This window comes from Cupriavidus nantongensis (assembly GCF_001598055.1).
GTDB classification, from domain to species: Bacteria; Pseudomonadota; Gammaproteobacteria; order Burkholderiales; family Burkholderiaceae; genus Cupriavidus; species Cupriavidus nantongensis.
Genome location: NZ_CP014844.1, coordinates 3,548,661 through 3,571,759, shown reverse-complemented (window position 1 = coordinate 3,571,759; position 23,099 = coordinate 3,548,661). Strand labels below are relative to the sequence as shown.

Below are 23,099 nucleotides of genomic sequence, written 5' to 3'. Positions count from 1 at the left end.
GTGGGAACGGCTAGCGCAGGGTGCGGATGCCCTGCGCGGTTTCGATCTCGGCAATCAGCCCGGGCGGGCCGTCGTCCTGCTCCACCGCGAGCAGGTGGTCGGCGCCCAGCCAGGCCAGCCCCTGGCGCAGCAGCTCGGCGCGCGGATGGCGCGCGCACAGCCGGCGCAGCGCCAGGTCCTGCCGCGGCAGGCTGGCGCCGGGGGCAGGGGCCACGTCCCACTGGATCAGGCTGGGCAGCGCGCCGTCGCCGGCGCTGCCGGCTTCGCCGGGCCAGGCCGGCAGGCTGCCGTCGGCGGGCACGGTGATGCGCCAGTGCAGGCTGCCGCGGCTCATCGGGATGACCGGGGCGATGCGTTCGGGATACTGCGCCTGCCAGCGGCTCAGGTCGGCGGGCCGTTCCACGCGCGCGGCCCAGTGCAGCAGGAACGGGCCGTCGCGCAGGCGCTGCCGGACCGCTTCGCTGTCCAGGCCGAACCAGCGCGGCCGTGCCGGCGCGGCGGCGGCCGGATCGACCGCGATCACTTCCAGGTAGATGCCGCCGAACAGGCCCAGCAGGCGGTTGTGCGTGCCCATGGCAGCATGCGCGCCGCCGCCCTCGGGCGCAATGCCCAGCACGCCGGCAACGTAATCCGTGCCGGCGTCGAGGTCAGGGGCGGCAACGACGAGGTGATCGAGGGCTAGCTTCATCTTGGCTTGATGGTAGACAAGGTACTCGGTACAGTACCGGTACAGTTGCACGGATCGTCTTCAGTACAGTTGCAGGAGCAGCACATGGATGCCCAACCCAGCAAGGGCGACGCCGGCGGCGACAGCGCCGCCGTGGCCCGCCAGAAGGATAGCCGAGGCGGCGCGCAAGCCCCGGGCGGCAACGCGCCGGCGCGCGCGCTGCAGCTGGTGCCGCCGTCCACGGAACGGCTGCCGGACCCGGTGCCGTCGGCGCAGATGACGCTGGTCGAGCAGCTGACCGAATGGGCGCGCATGCGCATCGACGAGCGCGTGTTCCGCGCCGGCATGCGCATGCCGTCGATCCGCCAGCTGGCGCAGGAGAAGGGCATATCGCGCTTTACCGTGGTCGAGGCCTACGAGCGGCTGGTGGCGCTGGGCTACCTGGAATCGCGGCGGGGCTCGGGCTTCTACGTGCGCGAGCGAGCTCCGGCCGCGCCGGCGGCGCCGGTCCCGCGCGATGCGCCGGCGGCGCGCAAGATCGACGTGACCTGGCTGCTGCGCAGCATGTTCCATACCGCCGAGGCGCACAAGGCGCCGGGGCTGGGCTTCCTGCCCAACGACTGGCTCGACGGCGAGCTGATCGCCAGCGCGCTGCGCGGCCTGGGCCGCCAGCCCGGCAACCACTTCCTCGCCAGCGGCACGCCGCAGGGCTTCCTGCCGCTGCGCCAGCAGCTGCGCACGCGCCTGGAAGAACTGGAGATCCGCGCCGGCGCCGAGCAGATCGTGCTGACCTCGGGCATCACCCAGGCGCTCGACCTGATCGCCCGGCTCTACCTGCAGCCCGGCGACGCGGTGCTGGTGGGCGACCCGGCGTGGTTCGTGATGTTCGGCCGCTTTGCCGCGCAGGGCGCGCAGGTGATCGGCGTGCCCTACACCGGCGAAGGGCCGGACCTGGAGGCGCTGGAGCGCATCGTGCAGGCGCGCCGGCCCAAGCTGTTCGTGATCAACTCGGTGCTGCACAACCCGACCGGCACCTCGCTGTCGGCGGCCAAGGCGTTCCAGCTGCTGCGCATGGCCGAGCAGTACGACTTCCTGATCGTCGAGGACGACATCTACTGCGACCTGTGCCCGCCCGGCCACGCCGCCACCCGCCTGGCCAGCCTGGACCAGCTGCGCCGGGTGATCTACCTGGGCAGCTTTTCCAAGACGCTGGCGGCCAACCTGCGCGTCGGCTTCGTCGCCGCGCATCCGGAGATGGCCGCGGCGCTGACCGACAGCAAGCTGCTGGCCGGGCTGGCCACGCCCGAGATCAACGAGCGCGTGCTGTACAAGGTGCTGACCGAAGGGCATTACCGCAAGCATGTCGAGCGCGTGCGCACCCGGCTCGACCGCGCCCGCGACGACACCCGGCGCGAGCTGGAGCGGCTGGGCCTGCGCCTGTTCCCGGGGCAGCATGCCGGCATGTACCTGTGGGCCGACACCGGCCGCGATTCGAATGCGATCACCACCGCCGGCCATGAAGAGGGCTACCTGTTCGCCCCCGGCAGCCTGTTTTCGCCGTCGCAGATGCCGTCGGGCTGGATGCGCTTCAACGTCGCCAGCAGCGGCGATCCCGACATGCTGCGCTTCCTGGCGCGGCAGCTCGAGCGGCTGTAGCCGGGCGCACGGCGCGCCCCCCGGGTCTTGAAAATGGCCCGGGCGTCCCTATTTTTGCCGGCACGGCCCCGGCGGCCACCCAACCCATCCAGATTCGCCTGTTTTCAAGAGGAGAACCATGACCGCACCGCACGAGACGATGAGCTTCCAGGCGGAAGTGAAGCAGCTGCTGCACCTGATGATCCACTCGCTGTACAGCAACAAGGAAATTTTCCTGCGCGAGCTGGTCTCGAATGCTTCGGACGCCACTGACAAGCTGCGCTTCGAGGCGATCGCGAATCCGTCCCTGCTCGAGAACGACGCCGACCTGGCCATCCGCATCGAGGCCGATGCCAAGGCGCGCACGCTGAAGATCACCGACAACGGCATCGGCATGAGCCGCGACGAGGCCATCCGCAACCTCGGCACCATCGCCCGCTCGGGCACCAAGGAATTCTTCCAGCAGCTGTCCGGCGACCAGCAGAAGGACGCGGCGCTGATCGGCCAGTTCGGCGTGGGCTTCTATTCGGCATTCATCGTCGCCGACAAGGTCACCGTGGAAACGCGCCGCGCCGGCCTGGGCGCGGAAGAGGCGGTGCGCTGGGAAAGCACCGGCGACGGCGAGTTCACCGTCGACGCGATCGCGCGCGCCGAGCGCGGCACCACCATCACGCTGCACCTGCGCGAGGGCGAGGACGACTTCCTGTCGGCGTGGCGCCTGAAGAGCATCATCCAGAAGTACTCGGACCATATCTCGCTGCCGATCCGCATGCCCAAGGAAGTGTGGGATGCGGAAGCCAGCAGCTACAAACGCACCGACGAGTGGGAGAGCGTCAACCAGGCCAGCGCGCTGTGGACCCGCGCCAAGTCCGACATCACCGACGAGCAGTACACCGCCTTCTACCAGCACATCGCACACGACAACGAGGCGCCGCTGGCGTGGACCCACAACCGCGTCGAGGGCCGCAGCGAATACACCCAGCTGCTGTACATCCCGGCGCGCGCGCCGTTCGACCTGTGGGACCGCAACCACAAGGCCGGTCTCAAGCTGTACGTCAAGCGCGTCTTCATCATGGACGACGCCGAGCAGCTGCTGCCGGGCTACCTGCGCTGGGTCAAGGGCGTGGTCGATTCCGCCGACCTGCCGCTTAATGTGTCGCGCGAGCTGCTGCAGGAAAGCCGCGACGTCAAGGCGATCCGCGAGGGCTGTACCAAGCGCGTGCTGTCGATGCTGGAAGCGCTGGCGGACAGCGAGGACGAAGCCGAGCGCGCCAAGTACGCCACCTTCTGGCAGCAGTTCGGCCAGGCGCTGAAGGAAGGCGCCGGTGAGGACCAGGCCAACCAGGAGCGCGTGGCCAAGCTGCTGCGCTTCGCCTCGACGCACAACGACACCGCCGAGCAGAACGTGGCGCTGGCCGCCTATGCCGGCCGCATGAAGGAAGGGCAGGACAAGATCTACTACGTCACGGCCGACACCTGGTCCGCCGCGAAGAACAGCCCGCACCTGGAAGTGTTCCGCAAGAAGGGCATCGAAGTGCTGCTGCTGACCGACCGTGTCGATGAATGGATGCTGTCGTTCCTGCGCGAGTTCGACGGCAAGGAGCTGGTGTCGGTGGCGCGCGGCGACCTCGACCTGGGCAAGCTCGCCGACGAAGCCGAGAAGGCCGAGCAGGAAAAGGCCGAGGCCGACTGGAAGGACGTGGTCGAGCGCGCCAGGACCGTACTGGCCGGCAAGGCCAAGGACGTGCGCGTGACGCTGCGCCTGACCGAGTCGGCATCGTGCCTGGTCTCGGACGAGGGCGACATGAGCGGCTACCTGCAGCGCCTGCTCAAGCAGGCCGGCCAGAAGGCGCCCGACGCCCAGCCGATCCTCGAGCTGAACCCCGAGCATGCGCTGGTGAAGAAGCTGCGTGACCTGCAAGGCGAGGAATCGGGAGAGGCCTTCAGCGACCGCCTGCAGGTGCTGTTCGACCAGGCGCTGCTGGCCGAGGGCGGCATGCTGGAAGATCCGGCCGCCTACGTGCAGCGCGTGAACAAGCTGCTGGCCTGACGAAGGCGATTCGGCCTTGCACATCGCTGGTTGGCTCCCCTCTCCCGCTTGCGGGAGAGGGGCCGGGGGAGAGGGCAGGCGCATGGCAAGCATCGTGACGCTGCACTCCGTGGAGGCTCCGGCCCTCTCCCCCGCCCGTCTCCCATAAATGGGAGAGGGGAGACAACAATCGCAGTTTTTGCTCGGCCTGCGTTGCTGCCATGCCCGACACCTCTACGCCTCAAACCGACCTCCACCAGGGCCTGCCCCCCGTCATCGACACCCACACCCGCGTGCTGGTGCTGGGCAGCTTTCCCGGTGCCGCGTCGCTGGCCGCGCGCCAGTATTACGCCCATCCGCGCAACCAGTTCTGGCCGCTGCTGGGCGCGCTGACCGGCGAGCCGCTGCCGGAACTGCCCTATGCCGAACGGCTGGTGCGGCTGCTGGCGCATCGCATCGGCGTGTGGGACGTGCTGGGCGCGTGCCAGCGCGAAGGCAGCCTGGACAGCAATATCCGCTATCCGCAGGCCAACGATTTCACGCGCCTGCGCGCACTGGCGCCGGCCCTTGTGCGCATCGGCTTCAATGGCGGCACCTCCGGCCGCTTTGCGCCACAGTTTGCCGCGCAGGGCTATGAGACCGTGGTGCTGCCATCGTCCAGCCCGGCGCATGCCGCGCGCAGCTTCGAGCAGAAGCTGGCGCTGTGGCGCAGCCTGCTGGACTGAGAGGCTTGTCGCCGCATTGCGTGTATGGAATCGGCCTGCCCGGAAGTGACGCGTTCCGGATTGTCGTGGGCCATCGCGCACCTATACTGGAATCGGGCTGGCCCATGATTCCAAACCGGGAGTATCGGCCGCTCCTTGTGCGCCTTGCGGGCTCGCACTTTCTGACGCATGGCGCGAATGCATCGGAAGTGAGTTGCCTGAGCCGGCAAAGTTGCAGGCAAGGAGGCAATCATGTTCAAGCATCTCCTGCTGGCGGTCGATGGCTCCGACCTGTCTGAATCGGCGTTCCGCAAGGCGCTCGCGCTGGCGCGCGACATGCGGGCGCGTACCACCGCGGTGCGCGTCTGTCCGAACTACCACGTGCTGACGTACCAGGTCGAGATGCTGGAGGACACGCGCGAAACCTACGTCAAGGAAGCCGCGGCGGGCGCCACGCAGTACCTGCGCGAGCGCGCCGAGGAAGCCAGCGCGGCGGGCGTGCCGTGCGACACCGCCTACGCCGTCAACGACCATCCCTACGAAGCCATCATCAAGACCGCCGAGGACAAGGGCTGCGACCTGATCGTGATGGCATCGCACGGGCGGCGCGGCATCCAGGGCATGCTGATCGGCAGCGAGACGCTGAAGGTGCTGACGCACAGCAAGATCCCGGTGCTGGTCTACCGCTAGCCCGGCGCCGCGCGCCAACCAGCGGGCCCCGGCAGGCACCGGTTGCGACACCGGCGCCGCCGGGGCCGCTTTTTTTCGCCGCGGTCTGGCGCTTCTGGCATCCTGAGGGCCTGTCCGCAACCCTGTTCCGCAGCCCTGTGCGGCGCCCGCGCCCGGCCCGCCGCCGCGCCTTTCTGTCACAATGCCGGCGGCTGGCGCGCCCGCCATGGTTTCAAAGGTGATCTCCCTATGCGTATCTTCGGCATCAGCATCCATATCATCGTCGCACTGTTCTTTGCCGTGCACGCGGTGCGCACGCACCAGAACATGTACTGGCTGCTGATCCTGTTCCTGTTCCCGGGGCTGGGCAGCCTGGTCTATTTCTTTGCGATCTTCCTGCCAGAGCTGCGCCAGTCGCGCGGGGCGCGCGCCGCCACGCGCGCCATCTCGCAGCTGGTCGACCCCAACCGCGCGGTGCGCGAGGCCCGCACCGACTTTGACCGCGCCCCGACCGTGGCGCACCGCATGCGCCTGGGCGCCGCGCTGCTCGAAGCCGGCGAGCCGGCCGAGGCGCTGCAGCACTACCAGGCCGCGGCCAACGGGCCGTTTGCCTCCGATCCGGCGCTGCTGCAAGGGCTGGCCCAGGCGCAGTTCGCCACCGGCGACGCGGCGGCGGCACTGGCGACGCTGGACAAGCTGTTCGCTGCCAGCCCGCATGCGCGCCAGCAGCCCGTGCCCGCCTTGCTGTATGCTCGCGCGCTGGCCGCCACCGGCGCGCCCGGCACGCGCGCCGCGTTCGAGCAGGCGCTGACCAGCGCCAGCGATGTCGCGCCGCGCTGCCTGTTCGCCGACTGGCTGGCAACGCAGTCCGACGCCGCCGACCGCGAACGCGCGCGCGAGCTCTATGCCGAAATCGTCCACGACGCCCGCCACTGGCCGCGCCATGCCCGCGAACACAACCGCGAGTGGCTGCAGCGCGCGCAGGCGGCGCTGGGCAAGTAAGGCGCGGGCCGGCACCCCGGTCCATGTATTCCCGACAATATGACCCTACTGAAACGCAAATCGATTGAAGCCGTGGCCTCGCGCCGTCCCGCCCGCGGCACCCGCACCCCCGGCCAGGCCCCTGCCCGCGAAGAAAAACGCATGACGCCGCGCTTTGCGCCGGTGACGTTCTCGGAAATGGAAGGGGTGCGCTACCTGCACTTCGGCACGGAATGGGTGCAGGGCGCGATGCGGCTGCGCAAGCCGGACGCGATCGAGCTCGAATACGCGCAGCAGATGATGGCCTGGCTGCTGTTCCTGTCGCCGTCGGTCGATGAATTCCACGTGGTGCAGCTGGGCCTGGGCGCCGCGGCGCTGACCAAGTTCTGCCATCGCCAGTTCCGCCGTGCGCGCGTGACCGCGGTCGAGCTGAATCCCGCCGTGATCGTCGCCGGGCGCAGCATGTTCGGGCTGCGCGAAGACGACGCGCGCCTGACCGTGCGCGAGCAGGACGCCTGGGACTACGTCATGGACGGCGCCCACGCCGGCGCCATCGATGTGCTGCAGGTCGACCTGTACGACGCCACCGCGCGCGGCCCGGTGCTCGACACCACCGCGTTCTACCGCGCCTGCCGCCGCACGCTGAAGGCCCCCGGCGTGATGACGATCAACCTGTTCGGCGACCACGACAGCTTTCCGAAGAACATCGAACGCATCTGCGATGCCTTCGACAACCGCGTGCTGGTGTTCCCGGAAGTGCATGACGGCAACATCATCGCACTGGCCTTCAACGGGCCGGAAATCGATGTGTCGTGGGCGGTGCTGGAAGCGCGCGCCGACGTGGTCGAGGACACCACCGGGCTGCCGGCGCGGGACTGGGTGCAGAAGCTGCGCGTGGCCAATGCGCGGCAGGAAGAGCGGCTGAGGATTTAAGCGCCTCTCTCCCGTATGCGGGAGAGAGGAGAAAGCCCTCGGCGCGCGGTCGTCCTCACTCCTTGTGAAAGAACTGCGCGAGCGACCACTCGTCGGTGCGCGCCTCGTACTTCAGCCCTTTCTTCATCGCCCACATCGCCAGCTGGCTGTGCGACGGAATGATGGCGTGGTCGGCCAGCGCGAACTTTGCCGCGGCGCGGGCATTTTCCTCGCGCGCCTTGTCGCTGCTGACCGTGGTCAGCGACTTCTCGATCAGCTGGTCCAACTGCGGGTTGCTGTACTTGCCCCAGTTCCAGGTGCCGTAGCCGGTCTTCGGGTTGGGCGTGCCGGTGATCGAGCGCAGCGCCACATCGGCGGCGGCCGAGCCCCAGCCCAGCATCTGGAAGGCGAACTCGCCCTGGCGCGCGCGCGTGAAGTAGGCCGCCACCGGCATGGTTTCGACTTTGGTCTGGATGCCGATGCGGGTCAGCATGCTGGCGGTGGCCTGCGCCACCGCGGCGTCGTTCAGGTAGCGGTTGTTGGTCGCGTGCAGCGTCAGGCCGAACCCGTCGGGGTAGCCGGCCGCGGCCAGCAGTTTCTTCGCGCCTTCCGGGTCATAGGCCTCGGGTTTGGTGCCGGGATGGCCGAAAATCTGCGGCGACACGATCGACGATGCCGGCACCGCCAGCCCCTCCATGATGCGGCTGACGATGGCGTCGCGGTTCAGCGCCTTGCTGACCGCGGCGCGCACGCGCGCGTCCTTGAACGGGTTCTTGCCCAGCGGCTTGCCGGCCTTGTCGGTGACGAAGGGCGGGTTGTCGCGCGACTGGTCCATTTGCCAGAACACGGTGCGCCACGACACCTGCTGCTCGATCCTGAACTTCGGATTTTGCTTGAGCCGGGCGACGTCGGCCGACGGCACGCTCTCGATCACGTCGACATCGCCCGCCAGCAGCGCCGCGCTGCGCGCGCCGTTGTCGGTGATGATGCGGAACAGCGCGCGGTCCCACTCGGGTTTCGGGCCCCAGTAGTTCGGATTGCGCTCCATCACGATCTCCTGGCCGCGCGCAAAGCGCACGAACCTGAACGGGCCGGTGCCGATCATGGCCTTGCCGGAGTCGAAATCGTTCTGCGTCAGCGTGGCCGCGACCTTCTTCGGCATGATCGGCACGCTGTTCAGGTCGTTGGCCAGGTTGGCGTAGTTGGGCACGCTCATGGTCAGGCGCACGGTGAGCGGGTCCGGCGTGTCGATGCGGGCGATCGGCTTGGTGTAGCTGGTGAACGAGCCCGGGCTGTTGACCAGCTTCTCCGGACGCTCCAGCGACGCCTTCACGTCTTCGCTGGTAAAGGGCGAGCCGTCGTGCCACTTCACGTTGGGACGCAGCTTGATCTCCCAGGTGATGGCGTTGACCGGCTTCCACGACAGCGCCAGGCCCGGGATGTAGCGGGCGTTCTTGTCCATGAAGACGAGCGACTCGAACACATGCAGGGCGATGGCGTTGTTGGGGCCGGCGTTGTTCCAGTGCGGGTCCATCGACGTGACGTCGGCCGCCAGGCTGATGCGCAGGTCTTCGGCATGCGCGGCGCCGGCCGGCAGCAGGGTGAAGGCGGCGCTGCCGAAGACGAGCGCCGTGGCGGCACGCAGCACCGCGCGGCGCGCAGGGTTGGCACGGCGGCGCGGCGGATGTTGCGGCGGCAGGGCGTTGAGGGTGGGCATCGGGCAGGCTCCTCGTACGGGTCCGCGCGGTCGCGGACGGGTTCTCAGGCGGGTTTGTCCCGCATTGTGCCGCTAAAGTGGCATGGTTGCAGCTTTGCCGGCAAGGCTGCCCGGTAAAATGCGTCCATGTTCGCCAATTCCCGCACCATCGTCTCGGCGCAGTCCGATGTCCATGAACACCTGGCCGCGCGCGTCGCGCGCCACCTCGCCGAGCCGTTCCGCAAGCCCATCGGCGAACCCAGCCGGCGCGAGCTGGCCGCGGCGCTGCAGCGCTGGCAGCAGGCCGGCGGCGCGCCGCTGATCCTCGATGCCGGCTGCGGCGTCGGCGAAAGCACGCTGCGCCTGGCCACGCAGTTCCCCGGCCATTTCGTCATCGGCGTCGACCAGTCCGAAAAGCGCCTGGCCGCCGGCAAGGACTGGTGGGGCGATGCGCCGATGCCGGCCAATTTCTGCTGGGCCCGCGCCGACCTGGTCGATGTCTGGCGCCTGCTGCAGGCGGAGGCGGTGCCGGTGGCGCGCCACTATGTGCTGTACCCGAACCCGTGGCCGAAAATCGGCCACCTCGGGCGGCGCTGGCAAGGGCACGCGGTGTTCCCGGCGCTGGCGGCGTGCGGCGATTACCTGGAGTGCCGCAGCAACTGGCGCATCTATATCGACGAGTTCGCGCAGGCGCTGGAACTGGCGGGGCGGCCGGCGCGGGTCGAGGCCTGGGCGCCGGCGCAGCCGATGACGCCGTTCGAGCGCAAGTACGCGGCCTCCGGCCATGGCTTGTGGCGCTGCGTCAGCGAGCGGCAGCCGGGCTGAACGGCCAATAAAAACGGCCCGCAGCGCGGGCCGTTTCGCTGTCTGGCTTGCTGCCAGCGCGTCTTAGTGGAACAGCGGCTGCTGCGTCGGCGCGTCCTCGGGCAGCTCGGCGTGGACGATCTCGCCATTGCGGTCGGCGTACAGCGGCGTGCCGCAGTCTTCGCAATATTCCGGATCGAACAGCGCGGCGTGGCGGAAGATGTCCTCGACGCCGGCATTGCGCAGTTCCTCGCAGATCTGCTCGAGCGGATTGCCTTTCTCGTCGGCATCGACCTCGCCGGCCTCGCGGCCGTAGACCGGCCAGACAATGCCGTAGATCACATCCTTCTCGCCGCGCATGGTGAAGCCGACGCGGTATTCCTCGACCACTTCCTCGCCGAACGCGGCCACCACCGCGGCCAGCTGGCCCGCGGAGATGTCCAGCGTGCCGCACAGGTAGTTGACGGCGGCGCGCACGGTCAGCGGGCGGATGCTCTTGTCGGATTCGCGGCAGGACAGGAAGAACGCGTCCGGCAGCAGCAGCTCGAACTCGCAGCCCGGCAGCAGCAGCGCCACCGAAGGCTGCACCTGGCTGCGCCATTGTTCCAGGCAGGTCGAGCGCTCGGCATGATGGTCCTTGGCGTCTTCCTGCCAGCGGAACAGCGCCTGCTCGCGCGGCGCCACCACCACGGCCAGCAGGTAGCGCGGGTCGGCCAGGATCGGCGCGGTCTCGGGCAGGTCGCGCAGGTCGACCTTGGGCACTGCGCCGGCCAGGGCGGCCGCGGCCAGCTTGTGCGTCAGCGCAAAGGTGTCGCTGTGCGTGCGCGGCAGCTGGTCGATGCTGTACAGGTAGGGCGACAGCGCGACCTTGGTGCCGTTGGCAAGCACATGTGCCTGCAGGTGCACCGCCAGCGTCTGCGCCAGTTCCGGCTTGAGCGCGCCGGACGGGATCGCGTAGCGGGTGTGCGCCAGGATCGGCGCGGCGATCAGCAGCGCGTCATAGTGCTGGCCGTCGACCTCGATCGAGGCGGATTCGGCCAGCGTCTCGGCCTGCTCGGCGAGCACGTCGGAGGCGTCGGCATTGTGCTTGAACAGGTGCTCCAGCGCCGCGTCGAGCGCGGTCTGGCTACCGTTCTTCAGCAGGCGGCCAAGGCGCTGCGAAAGCCGCCGCTCCCAGTATCCGTCCTCCATGCGGCTGCCCGAAGCGTCGAGGGCGAGCGCATCGGCCACCAGACGCTCGGCGTCGGGAGAGAGTCGCGGGGAAGCCTTGGGGCGAAAACCTGCCATAGAAAGAAACCGTCCGTTTTTTGCGTAAAACGGTATTCTACTCGCTGCGTTGACAGGGAGACCGCTATATGCGTGCGGTCGATGTGGACGCCGCTGCCTGCGCGGCGATTATTTCTCGGCCGGGGCGGACGCCGCGGACGCTGCCGGGGCTGCGGACGCGTGGCTTTCGACGCTGTGCGACTCGCCGGAAATGGAAACGTCGCTGCCGCCCTTGGTCAGCAGGTAGAGGGCCGCGCCGGCGACCACGATGAATGCGATGAGGATCTTGACCATGGTGTCTCCTGGTTCTGGGTGATGCCGGGGTCCGGCTTGCGGTGGTTCGGCCGCGTTCTTGTGCGACACAGTTTGACAGCCATGGCTTGCGTCAAACTTACACGCGCCGGGGCGACGCTGCAGGTGATGCCCGGGGCGCAAGCGCCAATGAAAAACGCCGCCTGGCCGCGCCCCGGTAAAGGGGCAGGGCAGGCGGCGTCGATGACGCGGTCGGCGCTCAGGCGGCGAGCAGCTGGCGCAGCACGAACGGCAGGATGCCGCCGTGGTTGTAGTAGTCGACCTCGATCGGCGTATCGATGCGCAGCAGCACCGGCACGCGCTGCACGTCGCCGTTGGCGCGCCTGATCACCAGCACCACGTCCTGCTGCGGCTTCAGGTCGCCCTCGATGCCTTCGATGTCGAAGGTCTCGTTACCGGTGATGCCGAGCGTCTGGGCGCTGTCGGCGCCCTTGAACTGCAGCGGCAGCACGCCCATGCCGACCAGGTTGGAGCGGTGGATGCGCTCGAAACTGCGCGCAATCACGGCCTTCACGCCCAGCAGCTGCGTGCCCTTGGCGGCCCAGTCGCGCGACGAGCCGGTGCCGTACTCCTCGCCGCCGAACACCACCGTGGGCGTGCCCTCGGCGACATACTTCATCGCCGCGTCGTAGATCGACATCTGCTCGCCGCTGGGCTGGTGGATGGTGATGCCGCCTTCCACGCGCGCGCCGTCCGCCGTCGGCGGGATCATCAGGTTCTTGATGCGCACGTTGGCGAAGGTGCCGCGCATCATCACCTCATGGTTGCCGCGGCGCGAGCCGTAGCTGTTGAAGTCGGCCTTGAGCACGCCGTGCGACAGCAGGTACTTGCCCGCCGGCGAGGTGTCCTTGATCGAGCCTGCCGGCGAGATATGGTCGGTGGTCACCGAATCGCCGAAGATCCCCAGCGCGCGCGCGCCGCGCACGCTCGCCGAGGCCGCTGACGGCTCCATGCTGAAGTCCTGGAAGAAAGGCGGTTCGGCGATATAGGTGGAGCGGGGCCAGTCGTAGACCTGGCCCTTGGTGCCCTGGATCGCGCCCCACAGCTTGCTCGGTTTCTTGACCTGCTCGTAGTTGCCCTTGAAGGTCTTGGCGTCCATCGCGTACTTCATCAGCGCGTGGATCTCGTCGGAGCTCGGCCAGATGTCGCCCAGCCAGATGTCGCGGCCGTCCTTGCCCTTGCCGACCGGCTCGGTCATCAGGTCGCGCGTGACGTTGCCGGCGATGGCATAGGCCACCACCAGCGGCGGCGAGGCCAGGAAGTTGGCGCGGATATTGGGGTGGATGCGTGCCTCGAAATTGCGGTTGCCCGACAGCACCGCGGCCGCGACCAGGTCGTTGCTGGTGATGGCTTCGTTAAGTTCCGGCGTCAGGTCGCCGGCATTGCCGATGCAGGTGGTGCAGCCGTAGGCAGTCACGCCGAAGCCCAGCTTTTCCAGGTACGGCAGCAGGCCCGCGGCCTTCAGGTATTCGGTGACCACGCGGCTGCCCGGCGCCAGCGAGGTCTTGATATGCGGCGCCACGCTCAGGCCGGCTTCCACTGCCTTCTTGGCCAGCAGGCCGGCGCCCAGCAGCACGCTGGGATTGGAGGTGTTGGTGCACGAGGTGATGGCGGCGATCAGCACGTCGCCGTTGCGGACTTCGATGCCGTCGGCGGTGCTGTAGCTGCGGTTCAGCTCGGCGGCATCCTTGTTGAAGCCGTTCTCGGCCACCGGCTTGCTGAACAGCGAGGCAAAGGTGCTCTTGACGTTGCCGATCTCGATGCGGTCCTGCGGGCGCTTCGGGCCCGCCAGCGACGGCGCCACCGTGGCCAGGTCCAGCGTCACCACCTTGCTGTAGTCGATCTCGCCGGCGCGGGGGATGCCGAACATGTTCTGCGCGCGGAAATAGCCCTCGAACGCGGCGATTTCCTCGTCGGTGCGGCCGGTGCCGCGGAAGTACTCGATGGTCTTCTCGTCCACCGGGAAGAAGCCCATGGTGGCGCCGTACTCGGGCGCCATATTGCCGATGGTGGCACGGTCGGGCAGGGCCAGGCTGGCGGTGCCTTCGCCGAAGAACTCGACGAACTTGCCCACCACCTTTTCCTTGCGCAGCATCTCGGTGATGGTCAGCACCAGGTCCGTGGCGGTCACGCCTTCGCGCAGCCGGCCCTTCAGTTCCACGCCGACCACGTCCGGCGTCAGGAAGTACACCGGCTGGCCCAGCATGCCGGCCTCGGCCTCGATGCCGCCGACGCCCCAGCCGACCACGCCGATGCCGTTGATCATGGTGGTGTGCGAATCGGTGCCGACCAGCGTGTCAGGGTAATAGACGCCGTCCTTGCGGTGCACGCCGCGCGCCAGGTATTCGAGGTTGACCTGGTGCACGATGCCGAAACCCGGCTGCACCACGCCGAAGGTATCGAAGGCCTGCATGCCCCACTTCATGAACTGGTAGCGCTCGTTGTTGCGCTGGAATTCCAGCTGCATGTTCAGGTCCAGCGCCTTCTTTTCGCGGAAGTGGTCGATCTGTACCGAGTGGTCGACCACCAGGTCGACCGGCACCAGCGGCTCGATCTGCTTGGGGTTCTTGCCCATCTTCTCGGCGACGTTGCGCATCGCCGCCAGGTCGGCCAGCAGCGGCACCCCGGTGAAGTCCTGCAAGACCACGCGTGCCACCACGAACGGGATCTCGTCGACGCGCTCGGCATTGGGCTTCCAGCCGGCCAGCTGGCGCACGTGTTCCTCGGTGACCTTCTTGCCGTCGCAGTTGCGCAGCACCGATTCCAGCACCACGCGGATCGACACCGGCAGGCGGCCGATGTCCAGGTCCAGGGCCTCGCCCAGCTGGGGCAGGGAGTAATACTGGCCCTTGCCGGAAGAGCCGATGCTGAATTCTTTTAGCGTGTTCTTGAGGTTGTGGGGCATTGCCGTACTCCGATCGAAGGATGATGCGATGGCATTGGCTCGGACCTGAATCGAGACCCCGGTGCGCTGCCACGGCGTTTGACCGCGGTCCGAGGCAGGCAGCGCACTGCAACTGCATACTCTAACCGGGGTGCGGCTTGACCGCCACCCGGCACGGCAAGGAAAAAGGGCGCTGGCGGCCGCAAGTCAGCGGCCGCCAGCGCCCCGGTACGGCTTACTGCCTCGGCGCGGCGGTTTGCTGGGTGCTTCCCGGCTGGATCGTCTGGCCGTCCGGCGGGGTGACCAGCAGCGGGGTCGTGGCCGGCGCGCGCAGGCCGCCGGCCTGGGTCGGGGCCGCGGCGCCGGCCTGCATGGCGGCGCTCTGGCAGTCGTCGGCAAGGCGCTGGCCCAGGTTCTTGTTGAACAGCATGGCCTTGCTCGGGATCACCACCAGGTCCAGGCCGGTGCGGGCGTCGTAGTAACGGTCGGCGCCGGTCACGGTGGCCTGGCGCGGCAGCTTGTAGTCGCGGCCTTGCCAGTGCACGGTCAGGATTTCATCGCGCAGCATGTCGCCGGCGATATACAGGCTGTTGCCCAGCTCGCACTGCCACTTCTCGCCGCTCGGGGCCACCGCCGCGGCGGTGCCGGCCGCGGCGGCCGCGCCGGCGGCGGCCTTCTTCTTGGTCGACGACTTCTTCTTGGTGGTGGTCTTCTTGGCCGGTTCCTGCGCCATCACGGCGGTGGCGGTGGTCAGGCTGAAGGCGCCGATGCAGGCGGCCAGGACAAGATGTTTCATTTTGTGAGTGCCTTTCGGATACTGGAATCGAGTTATGGTCATGTGCCCGGCAGGCGGGCGGCGCTGGGATCATTGCCGCCGCTATTCTCTACGATTTGGCCGGGGCGGCGTAGTGCTCTGGGCTTTGGTTACATAATCCGGCGCCGCTGTTGGGCCGGCTGCACTTGCGCCGGCTTCACTTGGCTCGGCTTCACTTGCGCTTGCCGATCGGCACAAACTTCAGGTTTTCCGGCCCGGTGTAGTTGGCGCTGGGGCGGATGATCTTGTTGTCCATGCGCTGCTCGATGATATGCGCGGCCCAGCCCGAGGTGCGCGCAATCACGAACAGCGGCGTGAACATCGCGGTGGGCACGCCCATCATGTGGTAGCTGACCGCGCTGAACCAGTCCAGGTTGGGGAACATCTTCTTGATGTCCCACATCACCGTTTCCAGGCGCTCGGCGATGTCGAACATCTTCATCGAGCCGGCGTCCTTCGACAGCCGCTTCGCCACTTCCTTGATCACCTGGTTGCGCGGGTCGCCGGTGGTGTACACCGGGTGGCCGAAGCCGATCACGACTTCCTTGTTCTCGACGCGGCGGGTGATGTCGGCCTGGGCCTCGTCCGGGTTGTCGTAGCGCTTCTGGATCTCGAACGCGACCTCGTTGGCGCCGCCGTGCTTGGGGCCGCGCAGCGCGCCGATCGCGCCGGCGATCGACGAGTACATGTCGGAACCGGTGCCGGCGATCACGCGCGCGGCGAAGGTCGACGCGTTGAACTCGTGCTCGGCGTACAGGTTGAGCGAGGTGTTCATGGCGCGCTCCCACAGCGCCGACGGCTTCTCGCCGTGCAGCAGGTGCAGGAAGTGGCCGCCGATCGAGTCGTCGTCGGTTTCCACCTCGATGCGGCGGCCGTTGTGGCTGGAGTGGTACCAGTACAGCAGCATCGAGCCGAGGCTGGCCATCAGGCGGTCGGCGATGTCGCGTGCGCCCGGGGTGTTGTGGTCTTCCTTCTCCGGCAGCACCGTGCCCAGCACCGACACGCCGGTGCGCATCACGTCCATCGGGTGCGCGCTGGCGGGCACCCATTCCAGCGCCGCCTTGACGTTGGCGGGCAGGCCGCGCAGGCTCTTGAGCTTGGCCTTGTAGGCGGCCAGCTCGGACCTGGTCGGCAGCTTGCCGTGCACCAGCAGGTGGGCGGTTTCCTCGAACTCGCAGGTCTCGGCGATATCGAGGATGTCGTAGCCGCGGTAGTGCAGGTCGTTGCCGGTACGGCCGACGGTGCACAGCGCGGTGTTGCCGGCGGTCACGCCCGACAGCGCGACGGATTTCTTGGCCCGCGGCGCGGCCGGCGCGCTAGTCCCGGTGCCGGGTGCGGGGTCGAGCGTGGGGTCGGTCGCGGCAAGCTTCGAGGCAGGCATCCGTGTCTCCTTGGGCACTGCGGATGATGATGATGGGATCGATTGGGTGGGTCTGGAACCGGCCTCAGCCGAAGAACAGCGCTTCCACGTTGGCCGGCAGCGGCGTGCCGGTGGCCTGCGCGCGCTGCAGCAGCGACCAGTAATAGCGGTAGCTGGCGCGGTCGTGCAGCTGCCCTTCATGGCGGATCGGCGCCCAGTTGTTTTCATGCGCGGCCAGCAGGATCTGGCTGGCGGCGCCGATCTCGTCGGCGCCGGGGCGGAACGCCGCCACGATCGGCGCGATCTGGCCCGGATGGATGCTCCACTTGCGCAGGTAGCCGAATTCGCAGCGCGCGCGCAGCGCATCGTCGCCGGCGCGCTGCGGCGCCTGCACGTCGGTGCTGACGTTGTGCGACGGCACCTTGCCGTGGCGGTGGCAGGCGGCGGAAATCTCCAGCATGGCGCGGCGCACCAGCGGGTGCTCGAACTGCTGCGGCGAGCGCATGGCCTCGCCGGGAATCGCGCCGTGGTGGGCCGAGACAAAGTCCATCAGCCCGAAGCTCAGGCATTCCACCTGCACCAGCGCGGCGATATCGAAGGCCTGCTCCAGCGCGGCATGGGTTTCGATCAGCACATGGATCGGGATATGGCGGGCAATGCCGGCGCTGCGCGCGACCTGGTTGACATGGTCGGTCACGCGCGCGACCTCGACCACGTCGGTAACCTTGGGCACCACCACATAGGCCAGCCGCGCCCCGGCGGCGCGCACCAGCACGTCGACGTCCTGGCGCCAGCTGGGATGGGCCGGGTCATGGATGCGCACGCCCACGCGGTTGTGGGCATTGAGCGGGCTGTTGACCAGCCGCGCGCACAGTTCGGCGTGCTCGCGCTCATGGCCCACGGCGGCGCCGTCCTCGCAGTCGAAGGTGATGTCGAAGACCGGGCCAAGCTCTTGTTGCAGGGCCAGCGACTTGCGCATCAGCTTTTCGCTGCCCGCGTAATGGTCACACACCGGCAGCTGGACCGGGATGGCTTCGCCCTGGAACAAGACCTCGGAAGGATGCACGTGGATTCGGAAAGTTGAAGTTGGCGGACAGGGCAGGGCGCCTGGGCGCTGCCTATGAAAAAACCGGGGTCCGCGCCGATTCTTGAATCGTTGCGGAACCCCGGTCTTTCGTCGAGCGTTCGGAAGATCAGCCCAGCAGATGCTGCACGCCGGCCTTTTCTTCTTCCAGTTCCTTCAGGGTGATGTTGATCTTCTCCTGGCTGTAGGCGTCGATCTCCAGACCCTTGACGATTTCGTACTTGCCGTTGGCGGTGGTCACCGGGTAGCCGAACATGGTGTCGGCCGGGATGCCGTACTCACCGTTGGACGGGATGCCCATGGTGACGACCTTGCCGTTGCTGCCCAGCACCCAGTCGCGCACGTGGTCGATGGCGGCATTGGCGGCCGAGGCGGCCGACGACAGGCCACGCGCCTCGATGATGGCGGCGCCGCGCTTGCCGACGGTCGGCAGGAACACGTCGTTGTTCCATACCGGGTCGTTGATCAGGTCCTTGACGCTCTGGCCGTCGACGGTGGCGTAGCGGTAGTCGGCGTACATGGTCGGGCTGTGGTTGCCCCATACGAACAGCTTCTCGATCGACGACACCGGCTTGCCGGTCTTGGCGGCGATCTGCGACAGCGCGCGGTTGTGGTCCAGGCGCAGCATCGCGGTGAAGTTCTCGCGCGGCAGGTTCGGGGCCGACTTCATGGCGATGTAGGCGTTGGTGTTGGCCGGGTTGCCGACCACCAGCACCTTGACATTGCGGCTGGCGACTTCGTCCAGCGCCTTGCCCTGCACCGTGAAGATCTGGGCATTGGCTTCGAGCAGGTCCTTGCGCTCCATGCCCTTGCTGCGCGGACGGGCGCCCACCAGCAGGGCCACGTCGGCGTCCTTGAAAGCAACCTTGGGGTCATCGGTGATGACCACGCCGGCCAGCAGCGGGAACGCGCAGTCTTCCAGTTCCATCACCACGCCCTTGACGGCTTGCTGGGCTTGCGGGAGGTCGAGCAGTTGGAGGATGACCGGCTGGTCTTTGCCCAGCATGTCGCCGTTGGCGATGCGGAACAGCAGGGAGTAGCCGATCTGGCCAGCGGCGCCGGTCACTGCGACGCGCATTGGGGCTTTAGCCATGAGTAAATCTCCAAACGATAGAAGGGGGAATGCCGGTCGGTGGCGCGCCGGCGCCATGCAGGGGCGCGCGGTGTGTCACCGGGTGCTGGTTGTCGCCACAGCGGGGAGCGGCCGTCCGCCGGAGCCAGTTGGCGGGGCCGGTGGGGGAGAGCCACAACGGGTCATGGTGATGCAACAAGGCGTTAGTCTACTGCGAAGCGAGGCGCCATTTCCAGACCGTGCCGCCGCGGGCGCGGTACATTTCCGTCCTGGGGCGGCAGCTGGCGTGCCTGGGGGCGGGCGCTCGCGGGCGTGGACCAGCGCGAGTGTAGGCCCGGCCTCTCCATCCTGTCAATTCATATGTCTTATATAAGACATAAGACAATTAACGTAAGGCTGGACGTTACTCGCCCTTTTGTGGTGAAATCGCGCTATGTCCTCCCTGCCTACGTCCCTGACCGGCGCGGCCACACCCGGCGCGCAGGAATCTGGCGCCGCCACGCCTGGCGCCGGGACGCAGCCGCTTTCGCCGCCAGCGCCGGCCGCCGCGCCGCAGGCCGCCCCGCAAACTGGTGCCGCTTCAGGTGCCTCTCCTGGTCCCGCTCCCGGTCTGCAGTCAGTGCCATCGCCCACGTTCAGCCCGCTTTACCAGCAGATCAAGGCGCTGATCACGCGCAGCCTGCAATCCGGCGAATGGAAGCCGGGCGAGATGATTCCCAGCGAGATGGAGCTGGCGTCGCGCTACAAGGTCAGCCAGGGCACGGTGCGCAAGGCCATCGACGAACTCGCCGCCGAGAACCTGGTGGCGCGCCGCCAGGGCAAGGGCACCTTCGTGACCACGCACCATGAAGACGTGGTCAAGTTCCGTTTCCTGCGCCTCGTCCCGGACGAGGGCGAACCCCATTACGGCGCCAGCCGCGTGCTCGAATGCAAGCGCCTGCGCGCCCCAGCCGAAATCGCGCGGCTGCTCGATATCCGCACCGGCGACAGCGTGGTGCAGATCCGCCGCGTGCTGACTTTCTCCGGCGAGTCGACCGTGCTGGACGAAATCTGGCTGCTCGGCGCCAACTTCAAGGGCCTGACCGCGGAAAAGCTGACCGAGTGGAAAGGCCCCATGTATGCATTGTTCGAGGCCGAATTCGGTACGCGCATGATTCGCGCCTCGGAAAAAATCCGCGCCGTGCCCGCCGACGAGACCGCCGCCGAGCTGCTGTCCGTGCCGGTGGGCGCGCCGCTGCTGTCGGTCGAGCGCGTGTCCTACACCTATGGCGACCGCCCCGTGGAAGTGCGCCGTGGGCTCTACGTCACCACCCGGCACTATTACCAGAACGACCTGAGCTGAAATGACGGCGCCGCGCCAGGTGCGCGCGCGCCGATTATTGTGGGCCTGGCCATGGTATTTGCCGGCGGTTGCGCGACGCGCTGGTTGTCGCGTGAAGTGGCGCGCTGGATGTGCGAAGTGTGCGATTGTCGGGCGGCGCTTGTCGGGCCGTGATAGCAGAAAATTATTGGTGCAGCGCGCAACAAAGGCGCTAAAATCTCATGGATTTGCCCTAATGCATCCCGTTGCATGCAGGCAATGGCAGTTTCGTTTCTTTGTTTACCGCTAATGGGGTCTCGCATGGCTGAAGCCGTCAAACAAGCCAGGCCGGAGTTCCGGAATATCGGTATTTCGCAGATCGCGAAATACCGGTTGCCCTGGGCCGGCAAGGTATCCATCCTGCATCGCGTGAGCGGTGCACTGATGTTCCTCCTCCTTCCCTTCGTCCTGTATCTGTTTGAGCAGAGCATCACCTCCGAACTGAGCTTCGCAAAGTTCTCGGCCCTTCTGTCCGGCGGCTTTGTCAAGCTGGTTGTGCTGGCCCTGATCTGGGGTTATCTGCATCACTTCTGCGCCGGCATCCGCTTCCTGCTGCTGGACGTGCACGTTGGTGTCTCCAAGCCCGCCTCGGCCAAGTCTGCCGTCAGCGTGCTGGTTGTCAGCCTGCTGCTCACCCTGATTTTCGGCCTGAAGCTGTTCGGCCTGTTCTGAGGAGAATCAAGGTGGCAAATAACAATATCGGTCCCAAGCGTCTTGTCGTCGGTGCACACTACGGCCTGAAAGACTGGCTCGCGCAACGCGTCACCGCCGTGGTCATGGTGGTCTTCACCGTGATCCTGGCGATTGCCTTCCTGCTGTCGAACGGCGCTTCGTATGAAGCGTGGGCAGGGCTCTTCGCCAACCAGTGGATGAAGATCATCACGTTCCTGACCATCCTGTCGTTGCTGTATCACGCCTGGATCGGCGTGCGCGATATCTGGATGGACTATGTGAAGCCGATGGCGGTGCGCCTCGTGCTGCAAGTTCTTACGATTCTGTGGCTCGTCGGTTGCGCGGGCTACGCTGCTCAGATTCTCTGGAGGGTGTAATAAATGGTCGCAGTCAAGACTGGATTGCCGCGTCGCCGCTTTGACGTGGTCATCGTCGGTGCTGGCGGCGCCGGGATGCGCGCATCCCTCCAGCTCGCGGAAGCCGGCCTGAATGTGGCCGTGCTGTCCAAGGTGTTCCCGACCCGCTCGCACACCGTGGCGGCGCAGGGCGGCATCGGTGCCTCGCTCGGCAACATGAGCGAGGACAACTGGCACTATCACTTCTACGACACCATCAAGGGCTCGGACTGGCTGGGTGACCAGGACGCGATCGAGTTCATGTGCCGGGAAGCGCCGAAGGTCGTTTACGAGCTCGAGCACTTCGGCATGCCGTTCGACCGCAACCCCGACGGCACCATCTACCAGCGTCCGTTCGGCGGCCACACCGCCAACTACGGTGAAAAGCCGGTGCAGCGCGCCTGCGCCGCGGCCGACCGTACCGGCCACGCGCTGCTGCATACGCTGTACCAGCGCAACGTGCGCGCCAAGACCCACTTCTTCGTCGAATGGATGGCGCTGGACCTGATCCGCGACCAGGACGGCGACGTGCTGGGCGTGACCGCGCTGGAAATGGAAACCGGCGAGGTCTACATCCTCGAGGCCAAGACCACGCTGTTCGCGACCGGCGGCGCCGGCCGCATCTACGCCGCTTCCACCAACGCCTTCATCAACACCGGTGACGGCCTGGGCATGGCCGCACGCGCGGGCGTGCCGCTGGAAGACATGGAGTTCTGGCAGTTCCACCCGACCGGCGTGGCCGGCGCGGGCGTGCTGATCACCGAAGGCGTGCGCGGCGAGGGCGGTATCCTGCGCAACAAGGACGGCGAGCGCTTCATGGAGCGCTACGCCCCCACGCTGAAGGACCTGGCGCCGCGCGACTTCGTGTCGCGCTCGATGGACCAGGAAATCAAGGAAGGCCGCGGCTGCGGCCCGAACGGCGACTACGTGCTGCTCGACCTGACCCACGTCGGCGCCGAGACCATCATGAAGCGCCTGCCGTCGATCCGCGAGATCGGCCTGAAGTTCGCCAACGTCGACGCGATCAAGGAACCGATCCCGGTGGTCCCGACCATCCACTACCAGATGGGCGGCATTCCGACCAACTACCACGGCCAGGTGGTGGTGCCGAAGAACGGCAACCCGAACGAGGTCGTCAACGGCTTCTACGCGATCGGCGAATGCTCGTGCGTGTCGGTGCACGGCGCCAACCGCCTGGGCACCAACTCGCTGCTCGACCTGGTGGTGTTCGGCCGCGCCGCCGGCAACCACATCATCGCGCAGAGCCTGAAGCAGAAGGAGCACAAGCCGCTGCCGGCCGATGCCGCCGACCGCGCGCTGTCGCGCCTGGCCAAGCTGCAGGCCTCGTCGTCGGGCGAGTACACGCAGGACGTCGCCAACGACATCCGCAAGAACATGCAGTCGCATGCCGGCGTGTTCCGTACCCAGAAGCTGATGGACGAAGGCGTCGAGCGCATCCTGGAAGTGGCGCAGCGTGCTGACAATATCCACCTGAAGGACAAGTCCAAGGTCTTCAACACCGCGCTGGTGGAAGCCCTGGAAGTGGCCAACCTGGTGGAAGTGGCCAAGGCCACCATGATCTCGGCCGCGGCGCGCAAGGAATCGCGCGGTGCCCACGCGCACAGCGACTTCCCCAACCGCGACGACCAGAACTGGCTCAAGCACACGCTGTTCTACAGCGAAGGCAACCGCCTCGACTACAAGCCGGTGAAGATGGAGCCGCTGACGGTGGAAAGCGTGCCGCCGAAGGCCCGTACGTTCTGAGCACCGCATCGTAGAGACA

The 23,099-nt window shown here is 67.3% G+C and carries 20 protein-coding genes; 11 read left to right on the top strand and 9 right to left on the bottom strand.

What is annotated here, in order from left to right:
- Positions 1 to 10 precede the first annotated feature (10 nt).
- Positions 11 to 688: a VOC family protein gene (locus tag A2G96_RS16475; protein ID WP_062801013.1), complete on the bottom strand. Its 678-nt coding sequence runs from the start codon at positions 686 to 688 to the stop codon at positions 11 to 13.
- Between the two features lie 84 nt (positions 689 to 772).
- Here A2G96_RS16475 and A2G96_RS16470 point away from each other — a divergent pair, with 84 nt between their 5' ends.
- The 6 genes from A2G96_RS16470 (at position 773) to A2G96_RS16445 (ending at position 7,618) form a co-directional block, all read left to right on the top strand.
- Positions 773 to 2,323, top strand: coding sequence for an aminotransferase-like domain-containing protein (locus A2G96_RS16470; RefSeq protein ID WP_062801011.1), 1,551 nt, complete (start codon positions 773 to 775; stop codon positions 2,321 to 2,323).
- A gap of 118 nt (positions 2,324 to 2,441) precedes the next feature.
- A complete protein-coding gene (htpG, locus tag A2G96_RS16465; protein ID WP_062801009.1) occupies positions 2,442 to 4,352 on the top strand; it encodes a molecular chaperone HtpG in 1,911 nt (636 codons plus the stop codon).
- Between the two features lie 200 nt (positions 4,353 to 4,552).
- Positions 4,553 to 5,056 carry a DNA-deoxyinosine glycosylase gene (locus A2G96_RS16460; protein WP_062801007.1) on the top strand — a complete coding sequence of 168 codons (504 nt, stop codon included), beginning with the start codon at positions 4,553 to 4,555 and terminating at the stop codon, positions 5,054 to 5,056.
- Between the two features lie 231 nt (positions 5,057 to 5,287).
- Positions 5,288 to 5,725: a universal stress protein gene (locus tag A2G96_RS16455; protein WP_062801005.1), complete on the top strand. Its 438-nt coding sequence runs from the start codon at positions 5,288 to 5,290 to the stop codon at positions 5,723 to 5,725.
- Positions 5,726 to 5,953: 228 nt separating this feature from the next.
- Positions 5,954 to 6,706, top strand: coding sequence for a tetratricopeptide repeat protein (locus A2G96_RS16450; protein ID WP_062801003.1), 753 nt, complete (start codon positions 5,954 to 5,956; stop codon positions 6,704 to 6,706).
- Positions 6,707 to 6,745: 39 nt separating this feature from the next.
- On the top strand, positions 6,746 to 7,618 hold the full coding sequence (locus A2G96_RS16445) for a class I SAM-dependent methyltransferase (protein WP_062801001.1): 873 nt from the start codon (positions 6,746 to 6,748) through the stop codon (positions 7,616 to 7,618).
- A 55-nt stretch (positions 7,619 to 7,673) separates the two neighbouring features.
- On the opposite strand, the gene A2G96_RS16440 is transcribed toward A2G96_RS16445, so the two are convergent.
- On the bottom strand, positions 7,674 to 9,314 hold the full coding sequence (locus A2G96_RS16440) for an ABC transporter substrate-binding protein (RefSeq protein WP_062800999.1): 1,641 nt from the start codon (positions 9,312 to 9,314) through the stop codon (positions 7,674 to 7,676).
- Positions 9,315 to 9,440: 126 nt separating this feature from the next.
- On the opposite strand from A2G96_RS16440, the gene trmB reads away from it, so the two are divergent.
- On the top strand, positions 9,441 to 10,118 hold the full coding sequence (gene trmB, locus A2G96_RS16435) for a tRNA (guanine(46)-N(7))-methyltransferase TrmB (protein ID WP_062800997.1): 678 nt from the start codon (positions 9,441 to 9,443) through the stop codon (positions 10,116 to 10,118).
- Positions 10,119 to 10,181: 63 nt separating this feature from the next.
- Here trmB and A2G96_RS16430 read toward each other — a convergent pair whose 3' ends face one another.
- From A2G96_RS16430 to A2G96_RS16405, 7 genes are all read right to left on the bottom strand, one after another.
- Entirely contained in the window at positions 10,182 to 11,384 is a 1,203-nt protein-coding gene (locus A2G96_RS16430; RefSeq protein WP_062800995.1) for a DUF2863 family protein, read from the bottom strand.
- A 108-nt stretch (positions 11,385 to 11,492) separates the two neighbouring features.
- A complete protein-coding gene (locus tag A2G96_RS33875) occupies positions 11,493 to 11,657 on the bottom strand; it encodes a hypothetical protein (protein WP_167354370.1) in 165 nt (54 codons plus the stop codon).
- Between the two features lie 217 nt (positions 11,658 to 11,874).
- Positions 11,875 to 14,580 carry an aconitate hydratase AcnA gene (gene acnA, locus A2G96_RS16425; protein WP_062800993.1) on the bottom strand — a complete coding sequence of 902 codons (2,706 nt, stop codon included), beginning with the start codon at positions 14,578 to 14,580 and terminating at the stop codon, positions 11,875 to 11,877.
- A gap of 214 nt (positions 14,581 to 14,794) precedes the next feature.
- Positions 14,795 to 15,355 (bottom strand): hypothetical protein, encoded by a 561-nt coding sequence (locus tag A2G96_RS16420; protein WP_062800992.1) that lies wholly within the window; start codon positions 15,353 to 15,355, stop codon positions 14,795 to 14,797.
- A 190-nt stretch (positions 15,356 to 15,545) separates the two neighbouring features.
- Positions 15,546 to 16,754, bottom strand: a complete 1,209-nt coding sequence (gene prpC / locus A2G96_RS16415; RefSeq protein ID WP_082818983.1) for a bifunctional 2-methylcitrate synthase/citrate synthase — start codon at positions 16,752 to 16,754, stop codon at positions 15,546 to 15,548.
- 64 nt (positions 16,755 to 16,818) lie between these two features.
- On the bottom strand, positions 16,819 to 17,799 hold the full coding sequence (locus A2G96_RS16410; RefSeq protein WP_062800990.1) for an HpcH/HpaI aldolase/citrate lyase family protein: 981 nt from the start codon (positions 17,797 to 17,799) through the stop codon (positions 16,819 to 16,821).
- Positions 17,800 to 17,926: 127 nt separating this feature from the next.
- The gene (locus A2G96_RS16405) at positions 17,927 to 18,910 is read right to left on the bottom strand and encodes a malate dehydrogenase (RefSeq protein WP_012353375.1); all 984 of its coding nucleotides are present in this window, start codon (positions 18,908 to 18,910) and stop codon (positions 17,927 to 17,929) included.
- 412 nt (positions 18,911 to 19,322) lie between these two features.
- Between A2G96_RS16405 and A2G96_RS16400 the strand changes: the two genes are divergently transcribed.
- The 4 genes from A2G96_RS16400 (at position 19,323) to sdhA (ending at position 23,080) form a co-directional block, all read left to right on the top strand.
- The gene (locus tag A2G96_RS16400) at positions 19,323 to 20,231 is read left to right on the top strand and encodes a GntR family transcriptional regulator (RefSeq protein ID WP_062800988.1); all 909 of its coding nucleotides are present in this window, start codon (positions 19,323 to 19,325) and stop codon (positions 20,229 to 20,231) included.
- A 279-nt stretch (positions 20,232 to 20,510) separates the two neighbouring features.
- Complete coding sequence (gene sdhC / locus A2G96_RS16395) at positions 20,511 to 20,921, top strand: succinate dehydrogenase, cytochrome b556 subunit (protein ID WP_062802218.1); 411 nt, start codon at positions 20,511 to 20,513, stop codon at positions 20,919 to 20,921.
- A gap of 11 nt (positions 20,922 to 20,932) precedes the next feature.
- On the top strand, positions 20,933 to 21,298 hold the full coding sequence (sdhD, locus tag A2G96_RS16390) for a succinate dehydrogenase, hydrophobic membrane anchor protein (protein ID WP_012353372.1): 366 nt from the start codon (positions 20,933 to 20,935) through the stop codon (positions 21,296 to 21,298).
- 3 nt (positions 21,299 to 21,301) lie between these two features.
- Positions 21,302 to 23,080 (top strand): succinate dehydrogenase flavoprotein subunit, encoded by a 1,779-nt coding sequence (sdhA, locus tag A2G96_RS16385; protein WP_062800985.1) that lies wholly within the window; start codon positions 21,302 to 21,304, stop codon positions 23,078 to 23,080.
- Positions 23,081 to 23,099 lie beyond the last annotated feature (19 nt).

What these genes read in the sequence shown, in the direction of transcription:
- A2G96_RS16400 (WP_062800988.1), top strand. Translation starts at nt 19,323, where the DNA reads ATGTCCTCCCTGCCTACGTCCCTGACCGGCGCGGCCACACCCGGCGCG.
- htpG (WP_062801009.1), top strand. Translation starts at nt 2,442, where the DNA reads ATGACCGCACCGCACGAGACGATGAGCTTCCAGGCGGAAGTGAAGCAG.
- A2G96_RS33875 (WP_167354370.1), bottom strand. Translation starts at nt 11,657, where the DNA reads ATGGTCAAGATCCTCATCGCATTCATCGTGGTCGCCGGCGCGGCCCTC.
- A2G96_RS16445 (WP_062801001.1), top strand. Translation starts at nt 6,746, where the DNA reads ATGACCCTACTGAAACGCAAATCGATTGAAGCCGTGGCCTCGCGCCGT.
- A2G96_RS16450 (WP_062801003.1), top strand. Translation starts at nt 5,954, where the DNA reads ATGCGTATCTTCGGCATCAGCATCCATATCATCGTCGCACTGTTCTTT.
- A2G96_RS16440 (WP_062800999.1), bottom strand. Translation starts at nt 9,314, where the DNA reads ATGCCCACCCTCAACGCCCTGCCGCCGCAACATCCGCCGCGCCGCCGT.
- sdhA (WP_062800985.1), top strand. Translation starts at nt 21,302, where the DNA reads ATGGTCGCAGTCAAGACTGGATTGCCGCGTCGCCGCTTTGACGTGGTC.
- A2G96_RS16460 (WP_062801007.1), top strand. Translation starts at nt 4,553, where the DNA reads ATGCCCGACACCTCTACGCCTCAAACCGACCTCCACCAGGGCCTGCCC.
- A2G96_RS16430 (WP_062800995.1), bottom strand. Translation starts at nt 11,384, where the DNA reads ATGGCAGGTTTTCGCCCCAAGGCTTCCCCGCGACTCTCTCCCGACGCC.
- sdhC (WP_062802218.1), top strand. Translation starts at nt 20,511, where the DNA reads ATGGCTGAAGCCGTCAAACAAGCCAGGCCGGAGTTCCGGAATATCGGT.
- trmB (WP_062800997.1), top strand. Translation starts at nt 9,441, where the DNA reads ATGTTCGCCAATTCCCGCACCATCGTCTCGGCGCAGTCCGATGTCCAT.
- acnA (WP_062800993.1), bottom strand. Translation starts at nt 14,580, where the DNA reads ATGCCCCACAACCTCAAGAACACGCTAAAAGAATTCAGCATCGGCTCT.
- A2G96_RS16475 (WP_062801013.1), bottom strand. Translation starts at nt 688, where the DNA reads ATGAAGCTAGCCCTCGATCACCTCGTCGTTGCCGCCCCTGACCTCGAC.
- A2G96_RS16420 (WP_062800992.1), bottom strand. Translation starts at nt 15,355, where the DNA reads ATGAAACATCTTGTCCTGGCCGCCTGCATCGGCGCCTTCAGCCTGACC.
- A2G96_RS16405 (WP_012353375.1), bottom strand. Translation starts at nt 18,910, where the DNA reads ATGGCTAAAGCCCCAATGCGCGTCGCAGTGACCGGCGCCGCTGGCCAG.
- prpC (WP_082818983.1), bottom strand. Translation starts at nt 16,754, where the DNA reads ATGCCTGCCTCGAAGCTTGCCGCGACCGACCCCACGCTCGACCCCGCA.
- A2G96_RS16470 (WP_062801011.1), top strand. Translation starts at nt 773, where the DNA reads ATGGATGCCCAACCCAGCAAGGGCGACGCCGGCGGCGACAGCGCCGCC.
- A2G96_RS16455 (WP_062801005.1), top strand. Translation starts at nt 5,288, where the DNA reads ATGTTCAAGCATCTCCTGCTGGCGGTCGATGGCTCCGACCTGTCTGAA.